This is a genomic window from Staphylococcus ratti (assembly GCF_020883535.1).
GTDB lineage: Bacteria > Bacillota > Bacilli > Staphylococcales > Staphylococcaceae > Staphylococcus > Staphylococcus ratti.
In genome coordinates this window covers 1,894,455-1,918,979 of sequence record NZ_CP086654.1, presented here as the reverse complement: position 1 = coordinate 1,918,979, position 24,525 = coordinate 1,894,455, and the positions used below count along the sequence as shown (strand labels likewise).

At 36.6% G+C, this 24,525-nt stretch carries 20 protein-coding genes and 1 pseudogene; 16 read left to right on the top strand and 5 right to left on the bottom strand.

The window, feature by feature from the left end:
- Positions 1-44 precede the first annotated feature (44 nt).
- Positions 45-1,157, top strand: a complete 1,113-nt coding sequence (locus LN051_RS09320) for a glycerate kinase (protein WP_229292259.1) — start codon at positions 45-47, stop codon at positions 1,155-1,157.
- Positions 1,158-1,207: 50 nt separating this feature from the next.
- Here the strand turns inward: LN051_RS09320 and pepT are convergent, their stop codons facing one another.
- The 4 genes from pepT to gdpS all read right to left on the bottom strand — a co-directional run bounded on the left by pepT (position 1,208) and on the right by gdpS (position 5,198).
- Positions 1,208-2,434: a peptidase T gene (gene pepT, locus LN051_RS09315; RefSeq protein WP_229292258.1), complete on the bottom strand. Its 1,227-nt coding sequence runs from the start codon at positions 2,432-2,434 to the stop codon at positions 1,208-1,210.
- 12 nt (positions 2,435-2,446) lie between these two features.
- Positions 2,447-2,950, bottom strand: coding sequence for a threonine/serine exporter family protein (locus LN051_RS09310; RefSeq protein ID WP_420853973.1), 504 nt, complete (start codon positions 2,948-2,950; stop codon positions 2,447-2,449).
- A 15-nt stretch (positions 2,951-2,965) separates the two neighbouring features.
- Entirely contained in the window at positions 2,966-3,727 is a 762-nt protein-coding gene (locus LN051_RS09305) for a threonine/serine exporter family protein (RefSeq protein WP_229292257.1), read from the bottom strand.
- A gap of 400 nt (positions 3,728-4,127) precedes the next feature.
- Positions 4,128-5,198 carry a GGDEF domain-containing protein GdpS gene (gene gdpS, locus LN051_RS09300; RefSeq protein ID WP_229292256.1) on the bottom strand — a complete coding sequence of 357 codons (1,071 nt, stop codon included), beginning with the start codon at positions 5,196-5,198 and terminating at the stop codon, positions 4,128-4,130.
- Positions 5,199-5,421: 223 nt separating this feature from the next.
- Here gdpS and LN051_RS09295 point away from each other — a divergent pair, with 223 nt between their 5' ends.
- Positions 5,422-6,468 (top strand): glycosyltransferase family 4 protein, encoded by a 1,047-nt coding sequence (locus LN051_RS09295; RefSeq protein WP_229292255.1) that lies wholly within the window; start codon positions 5,422-5,424, stop codon positions 6,466-6,468.
- Between the two features lie 52 nt (positions 6,469-6,520).
- Here LN051_RS09295 and LN051_RS09290 read toward each other — a convergent pair whose 3' ends face one another.
- Positions 6,521-7,159: a YigZ family protein gene (locus tag LN051_RS09290; RefSeq protein ID WP_229292254.1), complete on the bottom strand. Its 639-nt coding sequence runs from the start codon at positions 7,157-7,159 to the stop codon at positions 6,521-6,523.
- 341 nt (positions 7,160-7,500) lie between these two features.
- Between LN051_RS09290 and fakB1 the strand changes: the two genes are divergently transcribed.
- The 14 genes and pseudogenes from fakB1 (at position 7,501) to lgt (ending at position 24,351) form a co-directional block, all read left to right on the top strand.
- Complete coding sequence (gene fakB1, locus LN051_RS09285; protein ID WP_229292253.1) at positions 7,501-8,382, top strand: fatty acid kinase binding subunit FakB1; 882 nt, start codon at positions 7,501-7,503, stop codon at positions 8,380-8,382.
- 185 nt (positions 8,383-8,567) lie between these two features.
- Positions 8,568-9,836: pseudogene (locus LN051_RS11530) on the top strand (DEAD/DEAH box helicase family protein).
- 140 nt (positions 9,837-9,976) lie between these two features.
- The gene (locus LN051_RS09275) at positions 9,977-10,399 is read left to right on the top strand and encodes a ComF family protein (protein ID WP_229292252.1); all 423 of its coding nucleotides are present in this window, start codon (positions 9,977-9,979) and stop codon (positions 10,397-10,399) included.
- Positions 10,400-10,556: 157 nt separating this feature from the next.
- The gene (gene hpf / locus LN051_RS09270; protein WP_229292251.1) at positions 10,557-11,126 is read left to right on the top strand and encodes a ribosome hibernation-promoting factor, HPF/YfiA family; all 570 of its coding nucleotides are present in this window, start codon (positions 10,557-10,559) and stop codon (positions 11,124-11,126) included.
- Positions 11,127-11,390: 264 nt separating this feature from the next.
- The gene (gene secA, locus LN051_RS09265; RefSeq protein WP_229292250.1) at positions 11,391-13,919 is read left to right on the top strand and encodes a preprotein translocase subunit SecA; all 2,529 of its coding nucleotides are present in this window, start codon (positions 11,391-11,393) and stop codon (positions 13,917-13,919) included.
- Positions 13,920-13,944: 25 nt separating this feature from the next.
- Positions 13,945-15,049, top strand: a protein-coding gene (gene prfB, locus LN051_RS09260; RefSeq protein ID WP_229292249.1) for a peptide chain release factor 2 whose coding sequence is annotated in 2 segments (ribosomal slippage) — positions 13,945-14,016 and positions 14,018-15,049 — 1,104 coding nt in all. Because the reading frame shifts where the segments join, the coding sequence is not laid out codon by codon here.
- Between the two features lie 92 nt (positions 15,050-15,141).
- Positions 15,142-16,038, top strand: a complete 897-nt coding sequence (locus tag LN051_RS09255) for a COG3942 and LysM peptidoglycan-binding domain-containing protein (RefSeq protein WP_229292248.1) — start codon at positions 15,142-15,144, stop codon at positions 16,036-16,038.
- Positions 16,039-16,169: 131 nt separating this feature from the next.
- Positions 16,170-16,811, top strand: coding sequence for a YfbR-like 5'-deoxynucleotidase (locus LN051_RS09250; protein ID WP_229292247.1), 642 nt, complete (start codon positions 16,170-16,172; stop codon positions 16,809-16,811).
- A 4-nt stretch (positions 16,812-16,815) separates the two neighbouring features.
- A complete protein-coding gene (locus LN051_RS09245; protein ID WP_229292246.1) occupies positions 16,816-17,052 on the top strand; it encodes a CsbA family protein in 237 nt (78 codons plus the stop codon).
- Between the two features lie 167 nt (positions 17,053-17,219).
- A complete protein-coding gene (gene uvrB, locus LN051_RS09240) occupies positions 17,220-19,202 on the top strand; it encodes an excinuclease ABC subunit UvrB (protein ID WP_229292245.1) in 1,983 nt (660 codons plus the stop codon).
- A 5-nt stretch (positions 19,203-19,207) separates the two neighbouring features.
- On the top strand, positions 19,208-22,051 hold the full coding sequence (gene uvrA / locus LN051_RS09235) for an excinuclease ABC subunit UvrA (protein WP_229292244.1): 2,844 nt from the start codon (positions 19,208-19,210) through the stop codon (positions 22,049-22,051).
- Positions 22,052-22,054: 3 nt separating this feature from the next.
- Positions 22,055-22,444, top strand: coding sequence for a hypothetical protein (locus tag LN051_RS09230; protein WP_229292243.1), 390 nt, complete (start codon positions 22,055-22,057; stop codon positions 22,442-22,444).
- Positions 22,445-22,561: 117 nt separating this feature from the next.
- Positions 22,562-23,497 (top strand): HPr(Ser) kinase/phosphatase, encoded by a 936-nt coding sequence (hprK, locus tag LN051_RS09225; RefSeq protein ID WP_229292242.1) that lies wholly within the window; start codon positions 22,562-22,564, stop codon positions 23,495-23,497.
- Between the two features lie 2 nt (positions 23,498-23,499).
- Positions 23,500-24,351 (top strand): prolipoprotein diacylglyceryl transferase, encoded by an 852-nt coding sequence (lgt, locus tag LN051_RS09220; RefSeq protein ID WP_229292241.1) that lies wholly within the window; start codon positions 23,500-23,502, stop codon positions 24,349-24,351.
- Positions 24,352-24,525 lie beyond the last annotated feature (174 nt).

Sequence of the window (24,525 nt, the reverse complement as noted above, 5' to 3'; positions counted from 1 at the left end):
AAGTCTATAATGGATATTAATCAAAAATGTCGAGAGGTGACAATATGAAAGTACTCGTAGCGATGGATGAATTTAATGGAATTCTTTCGAGTTATGATGCTAACCGCTATGTTGAAGAAGCGGTTGCTAGCCAAGTTCAAGATGCGGATATCGTACAAGTACCATTATTTAATGGTCGACATGAACTTTTAAATTCAGTATTCACATGGAAATCAGGAACACAATATCGCATTACAGCACATGACGCTCAAATGAATGAAGTAGAAGTACGATACGGACAAACTGACGATGGCTTAACGGTTATTCAATCTGAGCAATTCCAAAAAGGAAAAGCAAGCTATTTGGAACATACGAGTTATGGGTTAGGCGAAGTAATTGCCCATGCTTTGAACAGAGGTGCGAACAATATTGCTATCTCTGTAGGTGGTACAGATACGTACGATGGTGGTGCTGGTATGTTACAAGCACTAGGTGCAGTGTTTTATGATGATGATGGCGAACAGGTAGATATGAGAAAAGGATTAGGACAAATTAAACATATCCGCCGTATTGATACGAATGGACTACATCAAGGTTTAAAAGAAGCGCAATTTCAAATTTTAATTGATTTTGATAGTAAGATGTATGGTAAACAAAGTGCGATTTTAAAAAGTTATACGTCACTTCGCATTTCTAGAGAAGAAGCGGTAGAAATTGACAATTTGCTTTGGTATTTTAGTGAAATTATGAAACATGAACTAAAGTTATCATTAGGACAAATCGAAAGAGGGGGCGCTGGTGGAGGCCTTGCTGCTATTTTTAAAGCGATGTTCGCTACTAAAATTATGACAAGTCATGAACTCGTGGATCGAATTACAGGATTGGAAAATCTTGTAAAACAAGCAGATTTGATTATCTTTGGTGAGGGTCTGAACGAACGTGATTTTGTTATCGATACGTCTTCCTTGCGCATTGCAGAACTTGCGAATCAGTATAATAAAGTCGCTGTTGCAATATGTGGGACATCTGAAAAGTTTGAGCGATATGAAAATCAAGACGTGACCGCAATGTTTAGCGTATTTGATGAATTGCCATCGTCTTATCCTGATTTTAAATTGGGCGTACACTTGCGCGCATATGTCACTCAAATTATCAAATTATTACAAACGACGACATAAAAATAGCCGATGAGAATGCATATTATTGCCTTTCTCATCGGTTATTTTTGTTATGCGTCTTTTTCAATTTCTTGAACAATACCCACAATGACGTGAACCGCTTTTTCCATGACATCTATAGAAGCGTATTCGTAAGGACCATGGAAGTTGTCGCATCCTGTAAATAAATTCGGTGTTGGAAGACCCATAAATGATAATTGGGAACCATCTGTGCCGCCGCGTATTGGTGCTGTATTTGGAACAATACCTAACGCGTTATAGACGCGTTTTGGAATGTCTATAATATGTGGATGCGGTTTGATTTTCTCAGCCATATTGCGATATTGATCATTAATCGTTAAGTGTACCGGTTCATAATGGTAAGCATTGTTTAAAGATTTTTGAATTTCTATTAAGTGCTGTTTGCGTTTTTCAAATGTTTCGCCATTATGATCTCTTAAAATATAGTGTAAAGTTGCTTTTTCAACAGTCCCATTCATGTCTGTTAAATGATAGAAACCTTCATATCCGTCAGTTTGTTCAGGAACTTCATTTTGAGGTAATTGAGAATGGAATTGTATTGCAAGGCTTATAGCATTAATCATTTTATTTTTGGCAGAACCTGGATGAACGTTAACGCCTTCAAAAGTGACTTTTGCTTCTGCGGCATTAAAACTTTCGAACTGTAGCTCACCTAATTGGCTTCCATCCATAGTGTAAGCAAAATCAGCGTTGAAGCGTTCAACATCGAATTTGTGAGGTCCGCGGCCAATCTCTTCATCTGGAGTAAATCCAATGCGAATAGGGCCATGTTTAATCTCAGGATGGTCGATCAAATATTGTAGCGCTTCCATAATTTCAACAATACCTGCTTTATCATCTGCACCAAGTAGTGAGGTGCCATCTGTCGTCATTAAAGTATGTCCTTTTAAGTCAACAATATCAGGGAAGACTTCTGGGTCGATGACTCTTCCTGAATGGCCTAATGGAATAACTTCACCATCGTAGTTTTCAATGATTTGAGGCGTTACATTTTTAGCGTTAAAATCTGGAGAAGTATCTACATGAGCTAAAAATCCTACTGTTGGAACGGACTGGTTTGTATTGCTTGCTAGAGTAGCAAACAGATAGCCATGCGCGTCAATTTCAGTTTCTAACCCCATCGTTTTAAGCTCGTCATTTAACATGTGAAGCAAGTCCCATTGGACAGTAGTGGAAGGAGTTGATTCACTATTTGGATCGGATTGTGTATTGATTTTGACGTAACGTTCTAATCTCTTGATGATATTTGATTTCAAGTTAACACTTCCTTATATACGATTGTTCATATGATAGCCTCTTTTATAGGTCTTACCTTTCAGTTTAGCATAGTGATGTTTTAAACGTGTATAAATATAATAAAAGATTTCTGCACATAATATGCCAAATGCAATGGCTCCTGAAGTTAAAGTTACTTCTAAAAATTGGTTGACTGCTTTTGTATATTCATTTGATACAAGTAAACGCGTTGCTTCATAAGCAGCGCCCCCTGGAACGAGAGGGATAATACCAGGCACTATAAATATAATAACAGGGCGCTTGTAGCGTCTACTCATGACATGACTCATCACACCTAATATAAAGCTTCCACAGAAAGCGGCAGGGACAGCTCCATAATTTAAGTCGATCGTGAATTTGTAAATAATCCATCCCATAGCACCTACAAAACCTGCAGCAATAAGTAATTTTTTAGGTGCGTTAAAAATGATTGAAAAGAGCATGGTTGCGATAAAACTGATTAAAAATTGAGCTATGTAATACAACACGTAGGCCATTTGTGTCACACCTTTCTAGAATAAAATTAATACGACAGCAACACCGGCTCCGATAGCAAATGCGGTTAATGCAGCTTCTACACCACGTGACATGCCAGCTAACAATTCTCCCGCCATTAAATCTCGAATCGCATTCGTAATTAAAATACCAGGAACAAGCGGCATTACACCGGCAATTGTAATAATATCTTGATTGACCGTCATGCCTAATTTCGTAAAGGAAGCGGCTACGCCAATGACGACCATGGAGCTAATAAACTCTGAAAAGAATTTGATTTGAATATAGCGTTGCACAAGGTCGAAGGTTAAAAAAGCACCTGCCCCCGCCATGACAGCATAAATAAAGTCATTGGCTACGCCACCGAACATAAATAAGAAGAAACCTGAAGCAATAGCAGCAGATAAAAATTTAACAATAAATGAAAATTGAAGTGAGGCTTGTTCTAAATGAATAAGTTCAGACTTAGCTTGATCTAAAGTAAGTTGATTTTGAGAAATTTTACGTGACACATTATTGGCAATGGCGATTTTTTCGAGGTCTGTTGTTCTTTCGCGTACACGCACAAGACGTGTATTAGTACGGTTATTAAGTGAAAACATGATGGCCGTGGAAGTTACGAAAGCGTAGGTATCTTCCAAACCAAAACTTGCTGCGATACGGCCCATCGTATCTTCAACACGATATGTTTCCGCTCCGCTTTCTAACAAAACTTTGCCGGCCAATAAAACGACATCAATCACTTTGTTCTCATCAATAATTGTGAGTGAATCTGCCATAGGTGTTCCTCCTTATCTACTGAATCAATTGTCAGTCTACATGTGAATGCTTCATGTTGCAACATTTTAAATATAGGACAGGCGTGACCAAAATCATTTGAAGTTGAATATAGAAAGAATGACATGAATGCGATTTTAAAAATATTGGTGTATCGTTTGAGGCATAAAGTAAACCATCCAAAGATCGAGCGAAATGATTAGGGAGCGGGACAGAAATCTATTTGATTTCGTCGTCCCGCCCCCACAAAGCTGACTAGGATTGAATAAGCTGGCAAGCGCAGTTCAATCCAGACAGCTACTGTGCTTTTTAACAGCTATTTTCTCATTTTAAAAGCGGGACAGAAATCTATTTGATTTCGTCGTCCCGCCCCCTATTGGTCACTTTTAATCTTAGATGGTTTTATTGTAATTTGATGATTGGATTAAACATCACTTTGTTACGACCTTCATTTTTGGCAATGTGCAACATATCATCAGCATCTTTAAATACTTTACGTTGAGATTTGTAATCTTCACTTGTTAAATAACCTACGCCAATAGAGACAGATAATTTAATAACGACTTTATTAGGCAAGTGAAAATTAGATTTTTCAACGCCTTTACGAATGCTTTCAGCTAACTTAACGCATTCATCTAAAGAATAGTTTTCAAGTACAATTGAAAATTCTTCGCCACCATTTCTGAATATTTTATGCTTAGGTGGCACGTAATTTTGTAAAAGATGTGAAATTTGTTTTAAAATTGCATCACCTGCTTCATGCGTATGTGCATCATTAACTTCTTTAAAATCATCAATATCAATTAACAACAAGGCAAGACTATGCTTTTTGGCTTCAGCATGTTGCGTTAGTGTATTTAAATGACGGTCAAATTCTTTAACATTACCTAAACCTGTGAGGTAATCGATTTTATTTTCATTTTCGTAACGGTCAATAAGTTTAAAAAAGTGATGTAAGTCTACATAAAATAAAGCAGTGATCAGCGTAGCAATAATAGATAAAGGTATTAAATATAAAACTTCAATCACATCAAAGCTAGGGACAAATGTTGCGATAATAAGTAAGATGACAATACTGATAATATTTAAAATTTGTATAGCGATAATGTGGTTTTGTTTAATGAAAGGACCAATAATGCTAACTACGAGTGCAATAATTAGAAGCGCACTAGCAAATGTAAGTGGCGTTGCGAGTACGAAATAACTTACAAAGGCAATAAGTAACGCCGAAACGAACGTGTAAAACGCATTAGTATATCGGCCCAAAAATAATAAAGGAACAAATGAAAGTTGAATGTGATAATTTTCAATAGGCACTGGATAGAGTGCCAGTAATAATCCAACAATCGTCATCAGCACGGTAATGTAACTTTTAGAAAATCTGAAATCATGTGATTCAGCGTATTGAAGACGATGAAATAGATAGATACCAGCAATAGTTACTGATATATTATAAATAATGGCTTCAATCATAGTTATGACTCCTTTACTTAACCCTATGTTATTGTAAGTGAAAAGTTACATTTTGTCATTAAATAATTTAATGTACGATAAAGATTATATTTAACAGTGATGTCATACATAGACGATTCATGTTACTATGTAATAAGATTGTTACAAGAAAAAGCTTGTTTTTTGGAGAATAAAAAGTAGAATATAACAGATGAATTAATTTTTAAAATATGTAGGTGAACTGATGTATACTCTTACGTTGATTGTGTTTTCAATGATTGTCAGTTTGATACTAACGCCTATTGTTATAGCGGTTTCCAAAAAATTAGATATTGTGGATCGACCTAACTTCAGAAAAATACATACAAAGCCGATTTCTATGTTAGGAGGTTCAGCAATATTACTATCTTTTTTTATTGGTATTTGGCTTGGTGCTCCTATAGAGAGAGAAATTAAACCACTATTACTAGGTGCTATCGTTATTTACTTAGTAGGTCTTATTGATGATTTATACGATTTAAAACCTATTCTAAAGTTACTCGGACAAATCGCAGCTGCATTAATCGTTGTTTTGTACGGGGTTACAATAGATTTTATTTCTATTCCTATTGGACCAACGATTCATTTTGGATGGTTAAGTATTCCAATTACCATTTTTTGGATTGTTGCCATTACGAATGCGATTAATTTAATCGACGGCCTTGATGGCTTAGCAGCAGGTGTTTCTACAATCGCTCTTGTCACGATTGCCTTTATTGCGATTTTACAAGGAAATATATTTATCATTATGATTTGTAGTGTGCTTATTGGATCGTTATTAGGTTTTCTTGTCTTTAATTTCCATCCAGCTAAAATCTTCTTAGGAGATAGTGGGGCACTGTTACTTGGCTTTATTATCGGCTTTTTGTCTTTATTAGGATTTAAGAACATTACATTTATTTCATTGTTCTTCCCAATTGTGATTTTAGCCGTTCCTTTCATCGACACATTATTTGCGATGATACGTCGTGTGAAACGAGGACAGCACATTATGCAAGCAGATAAATCACATTTACATCATAAACTATTAGATTTAGGATATACACATAGACAAACCGTTATGTTGATATATGCAATGGCGATAATGTTTAGTGTAGTTAGTGTTATTTTATACTTATCACAACCTTGGGGCATGTTTTTAACGATTGTACTTATTGTGATAACAATTGAACTTATCGTAGAGTTTACAGGACTCATAGATGATGATTACCGTCCATTGCTCAATCTTATCTCGCGACGTCAAATAAAATAAAACCCTAGTTGCTTTAAAGCGATTTTAGCCTTAAAGTAACAAGGGTTTTATTTCATGTTTCAATATCAAACGCAAGCCTTTTAATTGTATCTTCTTGAAGTGAAAATTGACCTTGCGTATGTTGATTTAAAAAGTTGATAAATGATTCACGGTCCGTTTCTATCACATCGATTTCATATGTAACTTTATCTGTATAATGTGTATCTCTTAAATAAAAAGGGGCAGATTGAAGTTCATATTCGAATTTACCGGTTAAATCATAAGCGATTGTGACATGACAAGGGATGGCTTGTTTCAATTCTACACGACCGATAGCTTTGATAACATCACGAACAGCGCCACCATATGCACGAATTAAACCTCCAGTACCAAGCTTAATGCCTCCGAAATAACGTGTAACGACTACGGCTGCGTTATGAATGTCATAGTTTTTCAACATTTCTAACATTGGCACACCAGCAGTACCACTAGGTTCGCCGTCATCATTCGCTTTTTGGATATGCATCGTGTCACCGATAGTATAGGCTGAGCAGTTATGTGTTGCTTCACGGTGTTCTTTTTTCTTGGCTTCAATAAACGCTTTAGCTTCTTCTTCAGACTGCACAGGTTTAATATGAGCAATAAAACGAGATTTACTAATTACATTTTCTATAATATGTTCACTTTTAATGGTGATGATAGCGTTTTTCATGAGGCATCTCCAATCTGATATAGAATGAATTAAGGTTATAATATAGATTAAATGTGAACAATGAAAAAATCAATGGCTTAGTTGCCTGAAATTTGATATAAAAGATTGTATGATAGTATTAATTAAATAATATAAATACGAAGGGCGGGACAAAAGCGTTCACGTTTTAGAGAGAGTCAATCGATGTGTTGCATATAAAAGATTGTTGAAACGTGAACGGACTTATGAAAAATGTTTTTAGAGTTGCTGTTTATCAGAGCTCTAGAGCAGTTGTTCGCGACGTCCCAGTACTTAGTAGTAATAGATAGGAACTATATACGTAATTTAGGAGGACATTGGAAATGAAAATAGCTGTCATGACAGATTCAACAAGTTATATTCCTCAACTCTATTTAGACGAAAATAATATTCGAGTTGTCCCATTAAGTATTACATTAGAAAACGGTGAAAATCATAAAGAAAATGAGTCCATTACAGCGGATGAATTTTATTCCATTTTAGCGACGTCAAATTCAATCCCTACGACAAGTCAACCAGCTATAGGAGAAATGATTAATGCATTTGAAGCCTACAAAGCAGAAGGCTATACAGATGTTATCACAGTCCATTTATCAAGTGGTATTAGTGGGGCGTATCAAACGTCGGTACAAGCAGCGGTCATGGTAGAAGGCATTAATGTACATCCAATCGATTCGAAGATTGCTTGTTTTGTTGAAGGTGCGCTTGTCATTAGAGCGGTTGATCTAATTAAAGAAGGTAAACATATTGACGAAATTTTAGAAGAATTAGAAGACATGCGTCAACATACAGGTGCTTATTTAGTTGTCGATGATTTGAAGAATTTAAGCAAAAGTGGACGCATTACAGGGGCACAAGCTTGGATTGGTAATTTGTTGAAAATGAAACCTGTGCTCACATTTGAAGATGGCCTAATTGTACCGTATGAAAAAGTGCGTACAAAAAAGAAAGCTTTAAAACTTATAGAAGATAAAGCAATCGAATTATCAAATGAGTTCGAAACGTCGACGATTATCATTATTGGTGGGGATAATAAAGAAGAATCTCACAGTATATTTAATGAGCTAAAACAAAAATACCCGGAGAAAAATATTATTTTCTCTGAATTTGGACCAGTCATTTCTTCGCATTTAGGGTTAGGTAGCTTTGGTATTGGAGTAACGAACCGTAAAATTGAATTGCCTGATTATCATCAAAATATGTAAACAACGAAAGACAACAGTAAAGCGTTCTACTTACTTTGCTGTTGTCTTTTGTGTTATTTATATCGCATTACCCCGGTTTTACTCGCCTTTTTGAGGGAACAATTTTAAAGTTAAAAAAGAAATCTTGTAGTTTAAAACGAGTATATGAGTGAAGGGGGGATGAAGTGAAACGTTATGGACAGCTTATCAATGAACATGTTGTTTTGTCAGATGAAGTGATTGAAAAAGAGACATATGGTGTTATACGAACGACAACGGGTTATTGTTGCATGCAGTGTGAGACTACCAAGCAGGCACATTTTTATCGGTATCAAAGCCCCTTTTTTATAGAGCCTATTATTTATTGTCGTCATTGTTTAGCGATGGGAAGAATGGATTCTATTCATAAAGTGCGCTATGTCAAATCAGAAAGGCACACAACAGAAGGATGGTACGAACTTCCTTTCACACTATCTGAGCAACAACACTATGCGTCAACACAAATTGTTGCAGCGTTAGAAGAAAAGAAAAATTTATTGTTACATGCCGTTACAGGAGCAGGTAAAACGGAAATGATGTTTGAAGCTATCTCTAAAGCACGACAAAAAGGGTACAATGTGGCGGTCGTTTCTCCTAGAGTGGACGTAGTTATCGAAGTGAGCCAACGTATTTGCCAAACTTTTAAATGTGAAGCTATCGATATATTGCATTAAGCGAGTCGACAGACGTTTAACGGTCATTTTGTGGTTGCTACGGTTCATCAATTGTATCGATTTAAAAATCATTTTCACATTATTTTTATAGACGAGGTAGATGCGTTTCCGCTTTCGATGGAGCCTAATTTAATGCAATGTATTACTAAAGCAGCACGGAACCCTAGTACGTTAATTTATATGACAGCAACACCACCAAAAGCCTTATTAAAAGCCTTTCAAAAAGAGCAAATAATTACTTTACCTGCTCGATTTCACCGTCATCCTTTAGTTGTTCCAAAATTTAAATACTTTAAGGTGAAATACAATCATAGACAAATGCACATTTTAAAAACATTAAAACAGCAACTTCATCATCAGAGAACAACATTATTGTTTTTTAGCGATATTACACAAATGCAACAATTTTATCATTTATACCGTGCTTACTTTGATACGATGTGTTATGTATTTAGCGAAGATCCAGAACGTTTAGAAAAGGTACAAGCCCTGCGCGAAGGTGATTATAACATCGTTTTGACGACGACGATTTTAGAACGCGGTTTTACGATGGCATTTTTAGACGTTTGGGTAATGGACAGTCATCGGTATACGGCATCAGCACTAATACAAATTTCGGGGCGTGTCGGACGAAAAATAAGTTGTCCGAATGGCATGGTTCTCTTTTATCATGAAGGAAGAACGATGGCAATGTATCGGGCGAGAAATGATATTGAACGTATGAATAGAATAGGCAAAGCAAAGGGATGGATAGATGATTGACGTGTTTAGTTTGTAATGTAAAACTTCAAGAGCATTTGTCACTGCATACACTTTTTAAACCAAAACCAATGCTGTGTGACAAATGTGAGGATTTATTAAAACAATGTCGTTTCGAGGCTAAAGGCAGGTGTGACTATTGTTTGGGGGCTTTGAATGATTCCAATTGTATCAATTGTAAAAACTACGCTTACCCATATCGCTTTGATACGATACGCGCTTGTTACCACTATGAAGGTTTATATAAAAGTATATTCCAACAATATAAATTTCATGGAGATGTGGCACTTGCCAAGCTCATTGGGCAACAATTGAATGTTAAAGTATGGGACTTTGATATGATTATTCCGATTCCTTCTGTTGAAGATAACGATCTCGCTAGAACTTTCAATCCTGTACAACACGTATTACAAGTAGCACGTGTTCCATTTGAAAATTGTCTCACGATGCATCGTAGGCCTAAACAATTCACGTTGAATTTAAAAGAAAGGTTAGATTTGGAGAATGGGATAGCAATAAGAAGTGATATCTGTCTCGAAAATAAACGTATTTTTACTTGTAGATGATATTTACACAACGGGTAGAACTGCCCATAACGTAGCGGTTAAGCTATCTCAACAAAAAGTCAGAAAATTGAGTATGTTAACGTTTGCACGTTAGTATAAACATGGTAAAATATAAGTAAGAAATATATTCTAACAGAGGTTGAAAGGAGAGAGCGCTATGATTAACTTTGAAATTCATGGAGACAACCTCACAATTACTGATGCAATTCGAAATTACATTGAGGACAAGATTGGTAAACTAGAAAGATACTTCACTAACGTGCCGAAAGCGACAGCACATGTGAAAGTAAAAACTTACCAAAACTCAAGTACAAAAATTGAAGTAACAATTCCTTTGAAAAATGTTACTTTAAGAGCTGAAGAGCGTCATGATGATTTATATGCAGGCATTGATTTAATTACGAGCAAATTAGAACGTCAAGTTCGTAAATATAAAACACGTGTGAATCGAAAAAATCGTGATAGAGGAAATGAACACGATATTTTTGTAGATGCAGAAGCAACGACGCCTGAAATCGAAAATGATTCAAATGAATCAGATATTGAAATTATTCGTTCTAAAACATTTGGATTAAAGCCTATGGATTCAGAAGAAGCAGTGCTTCAAATGAATTTATTAGGACATGATTTCTTTGTGTTTCATGACAGAGAAACAGAAGGTACAAGCATCGTTTACCGTCGTAAAGATGGAAAATACGGTTTAATTGAAACAGAAGCATTAGATTAAATGATTTGAATTGTATAAATGTTATTCTCAGAAGAGCCTATCGCATGCTTATAGGCTCTTTCTTTAATGCGAATGTATCTTGTCATATCATTTTAAATATAAAATATGCACTTATCACGTAGAAAAACGAAAGATTTTGAACGAAATACGTCAACTTATTTAGTATTTTCATAAGATATAAGTATATGAGTATAAATTTATACCTAAAAATGGTATGATGTGATGTTGTAAGCGGAACAGTTTATTGCTAAAGGAGCGAAATAAATGGGTTTTTTAACGAAACTAGTTGAAGGTAATAACCGAGAAGTAAAACGCCTTGGAAAACTTGCAGATAAAGTTATTGCCTTAGAAGAAGATATGGCAATTTTAACTGATGAAGAAATAAAACATAAAACACGTGCTTTTCAAGAACAATTACAAGGCATTGAAGATAGAAAAAAACAAGACAACATGCTAGATAACATTCTTCCCGAAGCTTTTGCATTGGTAAGAGAAGCATCAAAACGTGTTTTTGATATGATCCCGTATAGAGTTCAAATTATGGGTGGTATCGCTATTCATAAAGGTGATATTGCTGAAATGAGAACCGGTGAAGGGAAAACATTAACAGCGACAATGCCAACATATTTAAATGCATTAACAGGGCGCGGCGTACACGTAATTACAGTCAATGAATACCTTGCTTCATCACAAAGTGAAGAAATGGCCCATCTTTATGAATTTTTAGGTCTTTCTGTTGGATTAAATACCAATAGTTTACAGACACACGAAAAACGTGAAGCCTATGCGCAAGACATCACATATAGTACAAACAATGAACTCGGCTTCGATTATTTAAGAGACAATATGGTGAATTATAAAGAAGATCGCGTTATGCGCAAATTGAACTTTGCAATCATCGATGAGGTTGACTCTATTTTAATCGATGAAGCCCGTACACCTTTAATCATTTCAGGTGAAGCGGAAAAATCGACGTCATTATATACGCAAGCTAATGTTTTTGCTAAAATGCTAAAATCTGAAGATGATTATAATTATGATGTTCAAACCAAAGCGATTCAACTTACTGAACAAGGTATTGATAAAGCGGAACGCATGTTCAAAATCGATAATTTATATGATGTAAGACATGTGGACATTATTCACCACATCAACCTTGCATTACGTGCACATTATACAATGGCACGTGATATTGACTATATGGTGTCAAATGGAGAAATTTTAATTGTCGATCAATTTACAGGGCGTACGATGCCTGGACGCCGTTTCTCAGAAGGTTTACACCAAGCAATTGAAGCAAAAGAATCTGTAAAAATTCAAAATGAATCTAAAACGATGGCATCGATTACATTCCAAAACTATTTCAGAATGTACAACAAACTAGCAGGTATGACAGGGACGGCTAAAACGGAAGAAGAAGAATTTAGAAATATTTATAACATGACAGTAACACAGATTCCTACGAACCGCCCAGTCCAACGTATAGACCATTCTGACCTTATTTATGTAAGCCAAAAAGGAAAGTTTGATGCTGTTGTTGAAAAAGTAATTGAAAAACATCGTAATGGACAACCAGTACTTTTAGGTACTGTCGCAGTTGAAACGAGTGAATACATCTCTAACTTGTTGAAAAAACGCGGTATTCGCCACAGTGTGCTTAACGCGAAAAATCATGAACGTGAAGCAGAAATTGTTGCTGATGCAGGACAACGTGGTGCAGTAACCATTGCGACGAACATGGCAGGCCGTGGTACAGACATTAAACTAGGTGAAGGTGTAGAAGAACTAGGCGGTTTGGCTGTTATAGGTACAGAAAGACATGAATCTCGTCGTATTGATGACCAGTTGCGTGGGCGTTCAGGTCGTCAAGGTGACCGAGGAGATAGCCGTTTTTACTTGTCGTTACAAGATGACTTGATGGTACGTTTTGGTTCAGAACGTATGCAAGCTATGATGAACCGTCTTGGTATGGATGATTCAACACCAATCGAATCTAAAATGGTTTCACGTGCGGTCGAATCCGCTCAAAAACGTGTTGAAGGGAATAACTTTGATGCGCGTAAACGTATACTTGAATATGACGAAGTATTACGTAAACAACGTGAAATCATGTATGAAGAGCGTAACCGTATTATCGATGAAGAAAGCAGCTCAGAACTTGTTATTGAGATGTTGAAATCTACATTGCAACGTACGATTCAGTATCACGTTAATGAAGATGATGAAACACCAGATTATGCACCACTCATTCATTATGTAGAAGACGTCTTTTTACATGAGGGAGAGTTAAAAGAATCTGAAATTAATGGCAAAGATCGCGAAGATATTTTTGATGTGCTTTGGGTAAAGGTCGAAAAAGCATACCATCGTCAAAAAGAAGCGCTTGGTGAGCGCATGCCAGAATTTGAAAGAATGATTTTATTACGTTCTATTGACGAAAGATGGACTTCTCACATCGATACGATGGATCAATTAAGACAAGGGATTCATTTACGTTCATATGGTCAACAGAACCCGCTTCGTGATTATCAAAATGAGGGACATGAACTATTCGATATTATGATGCAAGGTATCGAAGAAGACGTAAGTAAGTACATCCTTAAGTCAGTAGTAACTGTAGAAGATGATGTACAACGTGAAAAAACGAAAGAATATGAAGGTCAACATCTTTCAGCCAATGACGGTAAAGAAAAAGTAAAGCCAAAACCGATTGTTAAAGATCAAGAAATTGGCAGAAATGAACCATGTCCTTGTGGCAGTGGTAAAAAATATAAAAACTGTTGTGGTAAATAAAATGTAAAGGACGAGGAGCGCCGATATGGAATTATCTGAAATCAAGCGTAATATTGAACACTTTGAAACTAAACTAGAACAACTCAGGGGGTCTCTTTGACTTAGAAAAGAAAGAGACTGATATCCAAGAGTTTGAAGAGATGATGGGTGAACCTACATTTTGGGATGACCAAGCGCGCGCACAAGAAATTATAGACCAAAATAATGCGTTGAAATCAGTTGTAAGCACGTATTATGAAATCCATGATGACATCGAAGAGATGTATGCGACATGTGAATTATTGCAAGAAGATTATGATGCAGATATGAAGAATGAACTTGAAACGCTTGTCCAAGATTACGACAAGAAAATAGAGCGTTTTGAACTGCAACTGCTTCTTGATGGTGAGCATGACGCAAACAATGCTATCATGGAGCTTCACCCAGGTGCAGGGGGTACTGAGTCCCAAGACTGGACGAATATGTTGTTGCGGATGTATCAGCGCTTTTGTGAGCAACAAGGTTTTAAGGTGGAGATCGTAGACTATCAAGCAGGCGATGAAGCAGGTGTTAAAAGCGTTACAATGATTGTTAAAGGTCATAATGCTTACGGTTATTTGAAAGCGGAAAAAGGTGTGCACCGATTAGTAAGGATTTCGCCATTTGATTCTTCAGGACGCCGTCACACCTCTTTTGCTTCTTGTGATGTGATTCCTGAATTCAACAATGAAAAAATAGAAATTGATATTAATCCAGATGATATCACTGTCGATACATTTCGAGCTTCTGGCGCAGGGGGACAACATATCAATAAAACGGAATCGGCGATACGAATCACCCACCATCCTACAGGCATTGTCGTTAACAACCAAAATGAGCGCTCACAAATAAAAAACCGTGAAGCCGCTATGAAAATGTTGAAAGCAAAGTTATACCAACTTGAAATTGAACAAAAAGAACGTGAGCTTGCAGAAATTCGTGGAGAACAAAAAGAAATTGGATGGGGCAGTCAAATCAGGTCATACGTTTTCCATCCTTATTCGATGGTTAAAGATCATCGCACGAATGAAGAGACAGGTAATGTTAACGCGGTGATGGACGGGGAAATTGGACCGTTTATAGACGCTTATTTACGCAATCAGTTGAAATAATAGATGTTTTTTGAACTTGGAGTAGGGACAATCATCCGTTTACTCCAAGTTTTTTAATATTAACATTACTGGATAGGAGTGTTTTTGATTTAATGAACTATTATTTTTTAGCTTCACTTGTAACTTTTACGACATTATTGACGCAAAATATTGAAATAAGTGCTAAAATGACCCTTCGAGAAATTGCTCAAAAAACAGGAACGACAACCCGTGAACTTGAAGACTTAAATCCATCGAAAACACTAGAGACACGATATCCAAAAAACATACGTATACCTAATCAACATATACACGTCGTTCAAAACGGCGAAACATTAGCGCACATTTTAAAGCGTTACTCCTTGCCTTACTCAAAATTTCAACAATATAATCCTCATATTAAATATGTCACGCCTAAGCAATGGATTGCATTATCTCCTAAAGGTGTAGCACTTACTTTTAAACCACGTATGTTTCAACCGAATGAAATGCCTGATGCTATTAGTCATAACGCAAATGAATTAAAGAAACCTCACACAATGCGTCCCCCAAAAGCCTCATCACATACCTCGAAAAATCAAATTAACCTTTCATTCCATTCCGAAAATAATCATACGCAAAAAAGGATGCAACCAAGAGAAGCCCTATCACCATACACACCGTTGATAATGCCTTCATCTCAACTTCACCCCTTACCTAATCTTTATACGAGTGGTCAATGTACAGCTTACGCTTTTCAAAGACGCTATGATATCGGGAAGCCAATCAACAACGGTTGGGGAGACGCAAAAAATTGGCGAACAGCTGCCGAAAGGGAAGGATTTCGAGTTAATGCCATGCCTGAAGTGGGAGCAGTGCTTGTCTCTGAAGAAGGCATGTATGGCCATGTAGCACTAGTTGAAGCAGTGAAGCCTACGCATATTCTTGTTTCTGAAATGAATTGGATTGCGCCTTATGTTGTAAGTCAAAGAGTCATTGAAAATTTTCAACAGTATACCTATATTCATTGAAAATGACTATTTACGCTTATTAATATAAATAGTGATAGAATCCTTCATTTTGTGTTATATTATCATCAAACTAATAAACTGCATTCGGAGACGAAATAGCACGGTTAAATAACGTTATAGGAGGTCTGGTAATGGGCGTACATCAATATTTTAAAAGACTATCTGATTTAGAAAAATTAATTCGTTTGCCAGGAAAGTTTAAATATTTCGAACATAACGTAGCCGCGCACTCTTTTAAGGTGACGAAAATTGCTCAATATTTAGGCACTGTCGAAGAATATCATGGAAAAGAAGTGGATTGGAAAAGCTTATATGAAAAGGCGCTAAATCATGATTTTGCGGAAGTTTTTACCGGTGACATAAAGACGCCGGTTAAATACGCAAGTGGTGAATTGAAAAAATTATTTTCACAAGTTGAAGAAGAAATGGTGGATACATTTATTACCGAGGAAATACCAGAAAAGTATAGAGCCATTTATCGACAGCGCCTTCAAGAAGGTAAAGATGATTCATTAGAAGGCCAAATTTTAGCTGTTGCCGATAAAATTGACCTCCTTTACGAAACATTTGGAGAAATCCAAAAGCGTAACCCAGAGCCGCTATTTTTTGAAATTTATGAAATGAGCTTAGAAACGATTATGCAGTTTGATCACTTGTATTCTGTCCAAGACTTTATAGAAAATATTATTCCAGAGATGCTAACTGAGAAATTCATTCCACGTACAGAATTGAGAGAAACAACGATGCAAATACTTAATAACAAGAAAGTGTGATACGATGATTTGGTATATATTGGCAGCATTCTTTCCATGTGTTCTCGTAGTGATATTTAGTGCGATAACTCGAAATAAATGGGTGGGCACAATCATCACACTTATTTTAATTGGAGCATCGATTTATAAAGGTTTCTTTCATAATGAATGGATTATTTTTTTAGATGTAGTGTCATTACTTGCTGGTTATATTATTGTAGATCAATTGCATATTCATCAAAGACAAGATTTAGAAGGATAAGATTTCTGTATACAGGAATCTTATCCTTCTTTTAAATGTTTGTTATAGTGAATGCGTAAAAGAATATGCATCATTCTTAATAATGACATTCCCGAACAGATGTTTGGAATTCGGAGTGTTTTTTTGATAAAATAAGTTTATTATTGCTGTGAAAGGGGCGAACACGGATGGAGCATCACGATTTTAAAATTGCTTCAGCATTTGATCCTCAAGGTGACCAACCTAAAGCGATTGCAGCGCTTGTTAAAGGCATAAATGAAGGGAAGCGTCATCAAACGTTACTTGGTGCAACAGGTACAGGTAAAACGTTTACGATGAGTAATGTAATTAAAGAAGTAGGCAAGCCAACATTAATTATTGCGCATAACAAAACACTAGCAGGGCAACTTTATAGTGAGTTTAAGGAATTTTTTCCTGAAAATAGAGTAGAGTATTTTGTGAGTTATTATGATTACTATCAACCAGAGGCTTATGTGCCCTCAACAGACACTTTTATTGAGAAAGATGCGTCGATTAATGATGAAATTGATCAGCTACGTCACTCAGCGACAAGTGCATTATTTGAGCGCGATGATGTCATTATCATTGCAAGTGTAAGTTGTATTTATGGTTTAGGTAATCCAGAGGAGTATAAAGACTTAGTTGTAAGCATCCGCGTAGGTATGGAAATGGATCGTAGCGATCTTTTAAGAAAGCTTGTAGATGTTCAATACACGCGTAATGATATAGATTTTAAGCGTGGTACTTTTCGTGTTAGAGGCGATGTAGTGGAAATATTCCCGGCTTCTAAAGACGAATTATGCATTCGCGTAGAGTTTTTTGGAGATGAAATTGACCGTATAAGTGAAATTAACTACCTTACAGGAGAAGTTTTACGTGAGCGTGAGCATTTTGCTTTATTCCCGGCCTCTCACTTCGTTACGCGTGAAGAAAAAATGAAAATAGCGATTCAGCGTATTGAAAAGGAATTAGAGGAACAACTTGAAAAGTTGCGTAGTGAAAATAAATTGTTAGAAGCACAACGTTTAGAACAGAGAACGAATTACGACTTGGAAATGATGCGTGAGATGGGCTTTTGTTCAGGAATTGAAAACTATTCTGTACACCTTACATTACGCCCATTAGGTTCGACGCCATATACATTGTTAGATTATTTTGGCGATGACTGGCTTATTATGATTGATGAATCCCACGTTACGTTACCACAAATTAGAGGAATGTATAATGGTGACCAAGCGCGTAAAAATGTATTGGTAGAACACGGCTTTCGTTTACCAAGCGCTTTAGATAACCGACCACTTAAATTTGAAGAGTTCGAATCAAAGGCACGCCAATTGGTTTACGTTTCTGCCACACCAGGTCCATACGAATTAGAGCACACAGATGAGATGGTAGAACAAATTATTAGACCAACCGGCTTATTAGATCCTAAAATCGAAGTGCGCCCGACTCGAAACCAAATTGATGATTTATTATCAGAAATTCATGAACGCGTTGAGAATAATGAGCGCGTACTTATTACGACATTAACGAAAAAAATGAGTGAAGATTTAACGACTTATCTTAAAGAAGCTGGGGTAAAAGTAAATTATCTTCATTCAGAAATTAAAACTTTAGAGCGTATCGAAATCATTCGGGACTTAAGAATGGGAACCTTCGATGTCCTTATTGGTATTAACTTATTAAGAGAGGGAATTGATATTCCGGAAGTTTCATTAGTTGTAATTTTAGACGCAGATAAAGAAGGGTTTTTACGCTCAGAACGCTCTCTTATCCAAACAATTGGTCGTGCAGCGCGTAATGATAAAGGTGAAGTGATCATGTATGCAGACAAAGTCACAGATTCTATGCAATATGCTATTGATGAAACTGAGCGCCGTCGCAGTATCCAGATGACTTACAATAAAGAACATGGGATTACACCAAAAACAATCAACAAGAAAATTCACGATGTTATTAGTGCAACAGTTGAAACGGATGAGACCAATAAAGATAATCGCAAAGAAGTACCTAAAAAGTTAACTAAGAAAGAACGACAAAAAACAATTCAAAATATAGAAAAAGAAATGAAAGAAGCAGCAAAAGCATTAGACTTTGAAAAAGCGACAGAATTAAGAGATTTATTATTTGAATTAAAAGCAGAAGGGTGAATGAGATGAAAGAACCGTCAATCGTTGTAAAAGGGGCGAGTGCCCATAATTTAAAAAATATAGATATCGAATTGCCGAAGCATAAATTAATTGTCATGACAGGGTTGTCTGGTTCTGGTAAGTCATCACTTGCTTTTGACACAATTTATGCAGAAGGTCAACGCCGCTACGTAGAATCGTTGAGTGCCTACGCTAGACAATTTTTAGGGCAAATGGATAAACCTGACGTTGATACAATCGAAGGTCTTTCTCCAGCGATTTCCATCGATCAAAAAACAACGAGTAAAAATCCGCGTTCCACGGTGGCGACGGTAACTGAGATTTATGATTATATTCGATTATTATACGCTCGCATCGGAAAGCCGTATTGTCCTAACCACGGGATTGAAATTCAATCACAAACCGTACAACAAATGGCAGACCATATAATGCAATTGGAAGAACGTACGAAAATTCAATTACTTGCGCCTGTTGTGAACCATCGCAAAGGCACGCATGAAAAATTGCTTAATGATGTTAGTAAAAAAGGATATGTGCGTGTCCGTGTAGATGGAGAGATTATGGATATTACGGCAGTGCCAGAGTTAGATAAAAATAAAAATCACACTATTGAAATCGTTGTAGACCGTCTTGTCGTTAAGCCTGGAATTGAATCGCGGTTGGCTGACTCTATTGAGACTGTGTTAGAGCTTGCGAATGGTCGTTTAGTTGTTGATGTCATCGGCGGAGAAGCTTTAGAGTTTTCCGAAAAACATGCGTGTCCAATTTGTGGTTTTTCAATAGGAGACCTCGAACCACGTATGTTTAGTTTTAACAGTCCGTTCGGTGCTTGTCCGACTTGTGATGGTTTAGGGCAGAAGCTGACTGTAGATTTGGATTTGGTCGTTCCAGATAAGGAAAAAAGTTTGAATGAAGGTGCGATTTTGCCATGGGAGCCTACAAGTTCAGATTATTATCCAACGCTTTTAAAACGTGTATGCGAAGTTTATAAAATCAATATGGATAAGCCGTACAAAAAGTTGACAGAGCGTCAAAAAAACATCATTTTATATGGTTCAGGAGATAAAGAAATTACTTTTACTTTCAAATCAAAGTTTGGTCAAGCGCGGACAAGAACGATGGTTTTTGAAGGTGTTGTTCCGAACATTGAACGCCGTTACCATGACTCTCCTTCTGAATACGTCAGAGAGATGATGCAGAAATATATGGCAGAGCAAGTTTGTGAAACGTGTCATGGTCAGCGTTTGAGTGAAGCAGCACTTTCAATTTATGTAGGAGAGAAAAATATTGGTCAAGTTGTTGCGCAATCTATTTCTGAAGCCTTAACGTATTATCAAACGATTCAGTTATCCAATCAAGACGAACAAATTGCGCGCTTGATTTTAAAAGAAATTATTGCACGACTTGAATTTTTAAACAATGTTGGTTTAGGTTATCTTACATTAAATCGTGCATCAGGAACTTTATCGGGAGGAGAAGCACAACGTATTCGCCTTGCGACACAAATAGGCTCAAGACTTTCTGGCGTGTTGTATGTATTAGATGAACCTTCAATTGGTTTGCATCAACGTGATAACGACCGATTAATTGATACATTAAAAAATATGCGTGATTTAGGGAATACGCTTATTGTTGTTGAACATGATGAAGATACAATGATGGAAGCGGATTACCTTGTCGACATTGGCCCTGGTGCAGGGGACCATGGTGGAGAAGTTGTTGCGAGCGGTACACCAAAGCAAGTGATGCGCAATAAAAATTCTCTGACAGGTCAATACTTAAGCGGTAAGAAATATATTGCCGTTCCAGAGGTCCGTCGTGAAACGACAGCGCGTAAAATTGAAATTAAAGGCGCGCGTAGTAATAATTTAAAAAATGTTGACGTTACATTTCCATTGTCGGTAATGAATGTAGTCACAGGTGTATCCGGGTCAGGTAAAAGTTCACTTGTAAATGAAGTGCTCTATAAATCACTAGCCAAAAAGATTAACAAATCTAAAGTGAAGCCAGGAGACCATGATGAAATTAAAGGTGTGGATGAGCTCGATAAAATTATCGACATTGACCAATCACCAATTGGGAGAACACCAAGATCAAACCCAGCAACGTATACTGGCGTATTCGATGATATTCGTGACGTATTTGCCTCTACAAATGAAGCTAAAGTACGCGGTTACCAAAAAGGACGCTTTAGTTTCAATGTTAAAGGCGGACGATGTGAAGCATGTAAAGGAGATGGCATTATTAAAATTGAGATGCACTTCCTGCCTGATGTCTATGTCCCATGTGAAGTATGCGACGGCAAACGCTATAATCGTGAGACATTAGAAGTCACGTACAAAGGTAAAAATATAGCGGATGTTTTAGCAATGACGGTAGAGGATGCTACGCTATTTTTTGGAAATATCCCTAAAATTAAGCGTAAGCTTCAAACGCTTGTTGATGTGGGGCTTGGTTACATTACGCTAGGTCAACCCGCGACAACACTTTCTGGTGGAGAAGCACAACGTGTGAAGCTTGCTTCAGAGTTGCACAAACGTTCGACAGGCCGTTCGATTTACATTTTAGATGAACCTACTACCGGACTTCATGTAGATGATATTAGCCGCTTGCTTAAAGTATTAAATAAAATTGTAGACAATGGTGACACCGTTGTGATTATAGAGCATAATTTAGATGTCATTAAAACGGCGGATCATTTAATTGACTTAGGGCCTGAAGGCGGCGAAGGCGGAGGTACGATTTTAGCAACGGGAACGCCGGAGGAAATCGCTGCCACAGAGACTTCGTATACCGGAAAATATTTAAAACAAGTGTTAGCACGTGACAAAGCACGTATGGAGGGATAAACAATGACAGAAGCACAAATCAAAGTATTAGAGTTGTTAGAAGCACATAAAATTTCTGTTGAATCAGCTGTACTATTATTAGATGGAATGAACCATGTATCGAATGAAGCCGATGAGCATAAGCAACATTCAAATACTCAGAGTTTTTCATCTAAACAAGAGGATGAAAAATCAAATCATCAATCAACATCAGAAAAACAATCACAGTCGGAGTCATCGGTGGAAGATTTTGTAAGTAATACGATGAAGCAAATTTCTGCATCAATCAGAAATGCGACAGAAAAAACGTCAGAATTGCGTAAGACGAATCATGAAGTACCTACTCAAACTTTTGAGCAAATTGAAAAAGTGTTAAAAAATGTAAGCGAAAAATTAAATAAATACAACAAATAAAATGTGACGGGGTGAGCGATAAAAATAAATCAAATAGATTTATTTTTATAGGCTCACCCTGTTCATGTATACTATAATTAATTATTATAGATGAGAGTGTTAAATTGAGGTGAATGTATGTTAACGACAAAAGATTTAGTGGACAACTTTAATTTGGACGTCATTGCTGGCGAAAAAGGTTTAAACCGCCCGATACATAATACAGATATTTCACGACCAGGTTTAGAAATGGCGGGCTACTTTTCCCATTATGCTTCGAATCGTATTCAATTACTTGGAACTACAGAATTGTCATTTTACAATTTATTGCCTGTTGACGAGCGAGAAGGTCGTCTACGTAAATTATGTCGGCCAGAAACACCAGCGATTATCATTACGAGAGGTCTTGAAGCACCAGAAGAATTGATTCAAGCTTCAGAAGCCACGGATACGCCGTTAATGTATATTGATGAGGCAACGACACGCGTTATGGGAAGGTTTACAACATTTTTAGAACACGAACTTGCGAACTCAACTTCGTTACATGGTGTGTTAGTAGACGTATATGGTGTAGGCGTACTGATTACAGGAGATTCTGGTATTGGTAAAAGTGAAACTGCTTTAGAACTAGTGAAAAGAGGTCACCGGCTAGTTGCGGATGATAACGTGGAGATTAAAGAAATTAATAAAAATCAACTTATCGGAAAACCCCCCAAAATCATTGAACATTTGTTAGAAATTAGAGGCTTAGGCATTATAAATATCATGACATTATTTGGCGCGGGTTCAATTTTGACGCAAAAGCGCATTCGTCTAAATATTAATTTAGAAACATGGCGTCAAGATAAACTCTATGACCGCGTAGGGTTGAATGAAGAAACATTACGAATTCTAGACACAGAAATTACGAAAAAGACGATTCCTGTACGTCCAGGTCGTAACGTAGCCGTTATTATAGAAGTTGCCGCTATGAACTATCGTTTGAATGTGATGGGCATCAATACCGCCGAAGAATTTAACGAACGTCTTAATGCAGAAATTTTAAAAAACAGTCAACATAAAGGAGAGGTTTAGTAGTGCTAGGTTATATTGATCCTATCGCATTTTCGCTTGGGCCTATTCAAGTACGCTGGTATGGTATTATCATTGCATCGGCCATCCTTATTGGATATTGGATTGCCCAAAAAAGTGCACAAAAGATTGGTTTTAAAGAGGAAAATTTAATTAATACGATTTTAATTTGTGTCGTTGTTGCTATTTTATCTGCGCGTTTATATTTTGTATTGTTCCATCTCGATTACTATTTACTACATCCTATTGAAATTCCGATGATTTGGTTAGGAGGAATAGCAATTCACGGTGGACTTATCGGTGCATTTTTGATGGGGATTTATTACTGTCACCGACAAAATTGGAATCCATTTCAATTAGGGGATATTGTTGCGCCAAGTATTATTTTGGCACAAGCTATCGGACGTTGGGGCAATTTTATGAACCATGAAGCACATGGCGGACCTGTATCGCGCTCGTTTTTAGAAAACCTACATTTACCGAAGTTTATTATCGATAATATGTATATAGACGGACAGTATTACCATCCGACGTTTTTATACGAATCGGTTTGGAACATTATTGGGTTTGTTGTGTTGATAAGTTTAAGAAAAAATTTAAGAATTGGAGAAACATTTTTCTTATATTTAATTTGGTATTCCATTGGACGCTTTTTTGTCGAAGGTTTACGTACTGATAGTTTAATGTTAACTGAAACGATTAAAGTTGCCCAATTGATGTCTATCGTCCTTATTGTTTTGGGTGTTGTAATGTTATTATGGAGACGTCTAAAAGTGGTACCACCGAAATACAAAGACGTTAATGTGTTACCATGGCCAAGTCGCCAAAAGGGAATTAAAAATAATAAGAAACGTTAAAATGCTAAGATAGTAAGGTGAAGGGTGTGCGAATTGAGCGGAACAAAAAGTGTATGGATATGAACTTATAGAGACGTATGTCGACATTTTGTTCTCTTAGGGCTTAATGTATACTTTTGGTTTAAGCATATATTTGTAATGGAAAGAAATTTGGTTTAGTTTAAATTGTTATGA

Excerpts from the sequence above, each read along its gene's own strand:
- LN051_RS09250 (WP_229292247.1), top strand. The coding sequence starts at position 16,170 with ATGGGCGTACATCAATATTTTAAAAGACTATCTGATTTAGAAAAATTA.
- uvrB (WP_229292245.1), top strand. The coding sequence starts at position 17,220 with ATGGAGCATCACGATTTTAAAATTGCTTCAGCATTTGATCCTCAAGGT.
- LN051_RS09290 (WP_229292254.1), bottom strand. The coding sequence starts at position 7,159 with ATGAAAAACGCTATCATCACCATTAAAAGTGAACATATTATAGAAAAT.
- uvrA (WP_229292244.1), top strand. The coding sequence starts at position 19,208 with ATGAAAGAACCGTCAATCGTTGTAAAAGGGGCGAGTGCCCATAATTTA.
- hprK (WP_229292242.1), top strand. The coding sequence starts at position 22,562 with ATGTTAACGACAAAAGATTTAGTGGACAACTTTAATTTGGACGTCATT.
- fakB1 (WP_229292253.1), top strand. The coding sequence starts at position 7,501 with ATGAAAATAGCTGTCATGACAGATTCAACAAGTTATATTCCTCAACTC.
- LN051_RS09255 (WP_229292248.1), top strand. The coding sequence starts at position 15,142 with ATGAACTATTATTTTTTAGCTTCACTTGTAACTTTTACGACATTATTG.
- LN051_RS09230 (WP_229292243.1), top strand. The coding sequence starts at position 22,055 with ATGACAGAAGCACAAATCAAAGTATTAGAGTTGTTAGAAGCACATAAA.
- gdpS (WP_229292256.1), bottom strand. The coding sequence starts at position 5,198 with ATGATTGAAGCCATTATTTATAATATATCAGTAACTATTGCTGGTATC.
- LN051_RS09305 (WP_229292257.1), bottom strand. The coding sequence starts at position 3,727 with ATGGCAGATTCACTCACAATTATTGATGAGAACAAAGTGATTGATGTC.
- secA (WP_229292250.1), top strand. The coding sequence starts at position 11,391 with ATGGGTTTTTTAACGAAACTAGTTGAAGGTAATAACCGAGAAGTAAAA.
- LN051_RS09320 (WP_229292259.1), top strand. The coding sequence starts at position 45 with ATGAAAGTACTCGTAGCGATGGATGAATTTAATGGAATTCTTTCGAGT.
- LN051_RS09245 (WP_229292246.1), top strand. The coding sequence starts at position 16,816 with ATGATTTGGTATATATTGGCAGCATTCTTTCCATGTGTTCTCGTAGTG.
- hpf (WP_229292251.1), top strand. The coding sequence starts at position 10,557 with ATGATTAACTTTGAAATTCATGGAGACAACCTCACAATTACTGATGCA.
- LN051_RS09295 (WP_229292255.1), top strand. The coding sequence starts at position 5,422 with ATGTATACTCTTACGTTGATTGTGTTTTCAATGATTGTCAGTTTGATA.
- LN051_RS09310 (WP_420853973.1), bottom strand. The coding sequence starts at position 2,950 with ATGGCCTACGTGTTGTATTACATAGCTCAATTTTTAATCAGTTTTATC.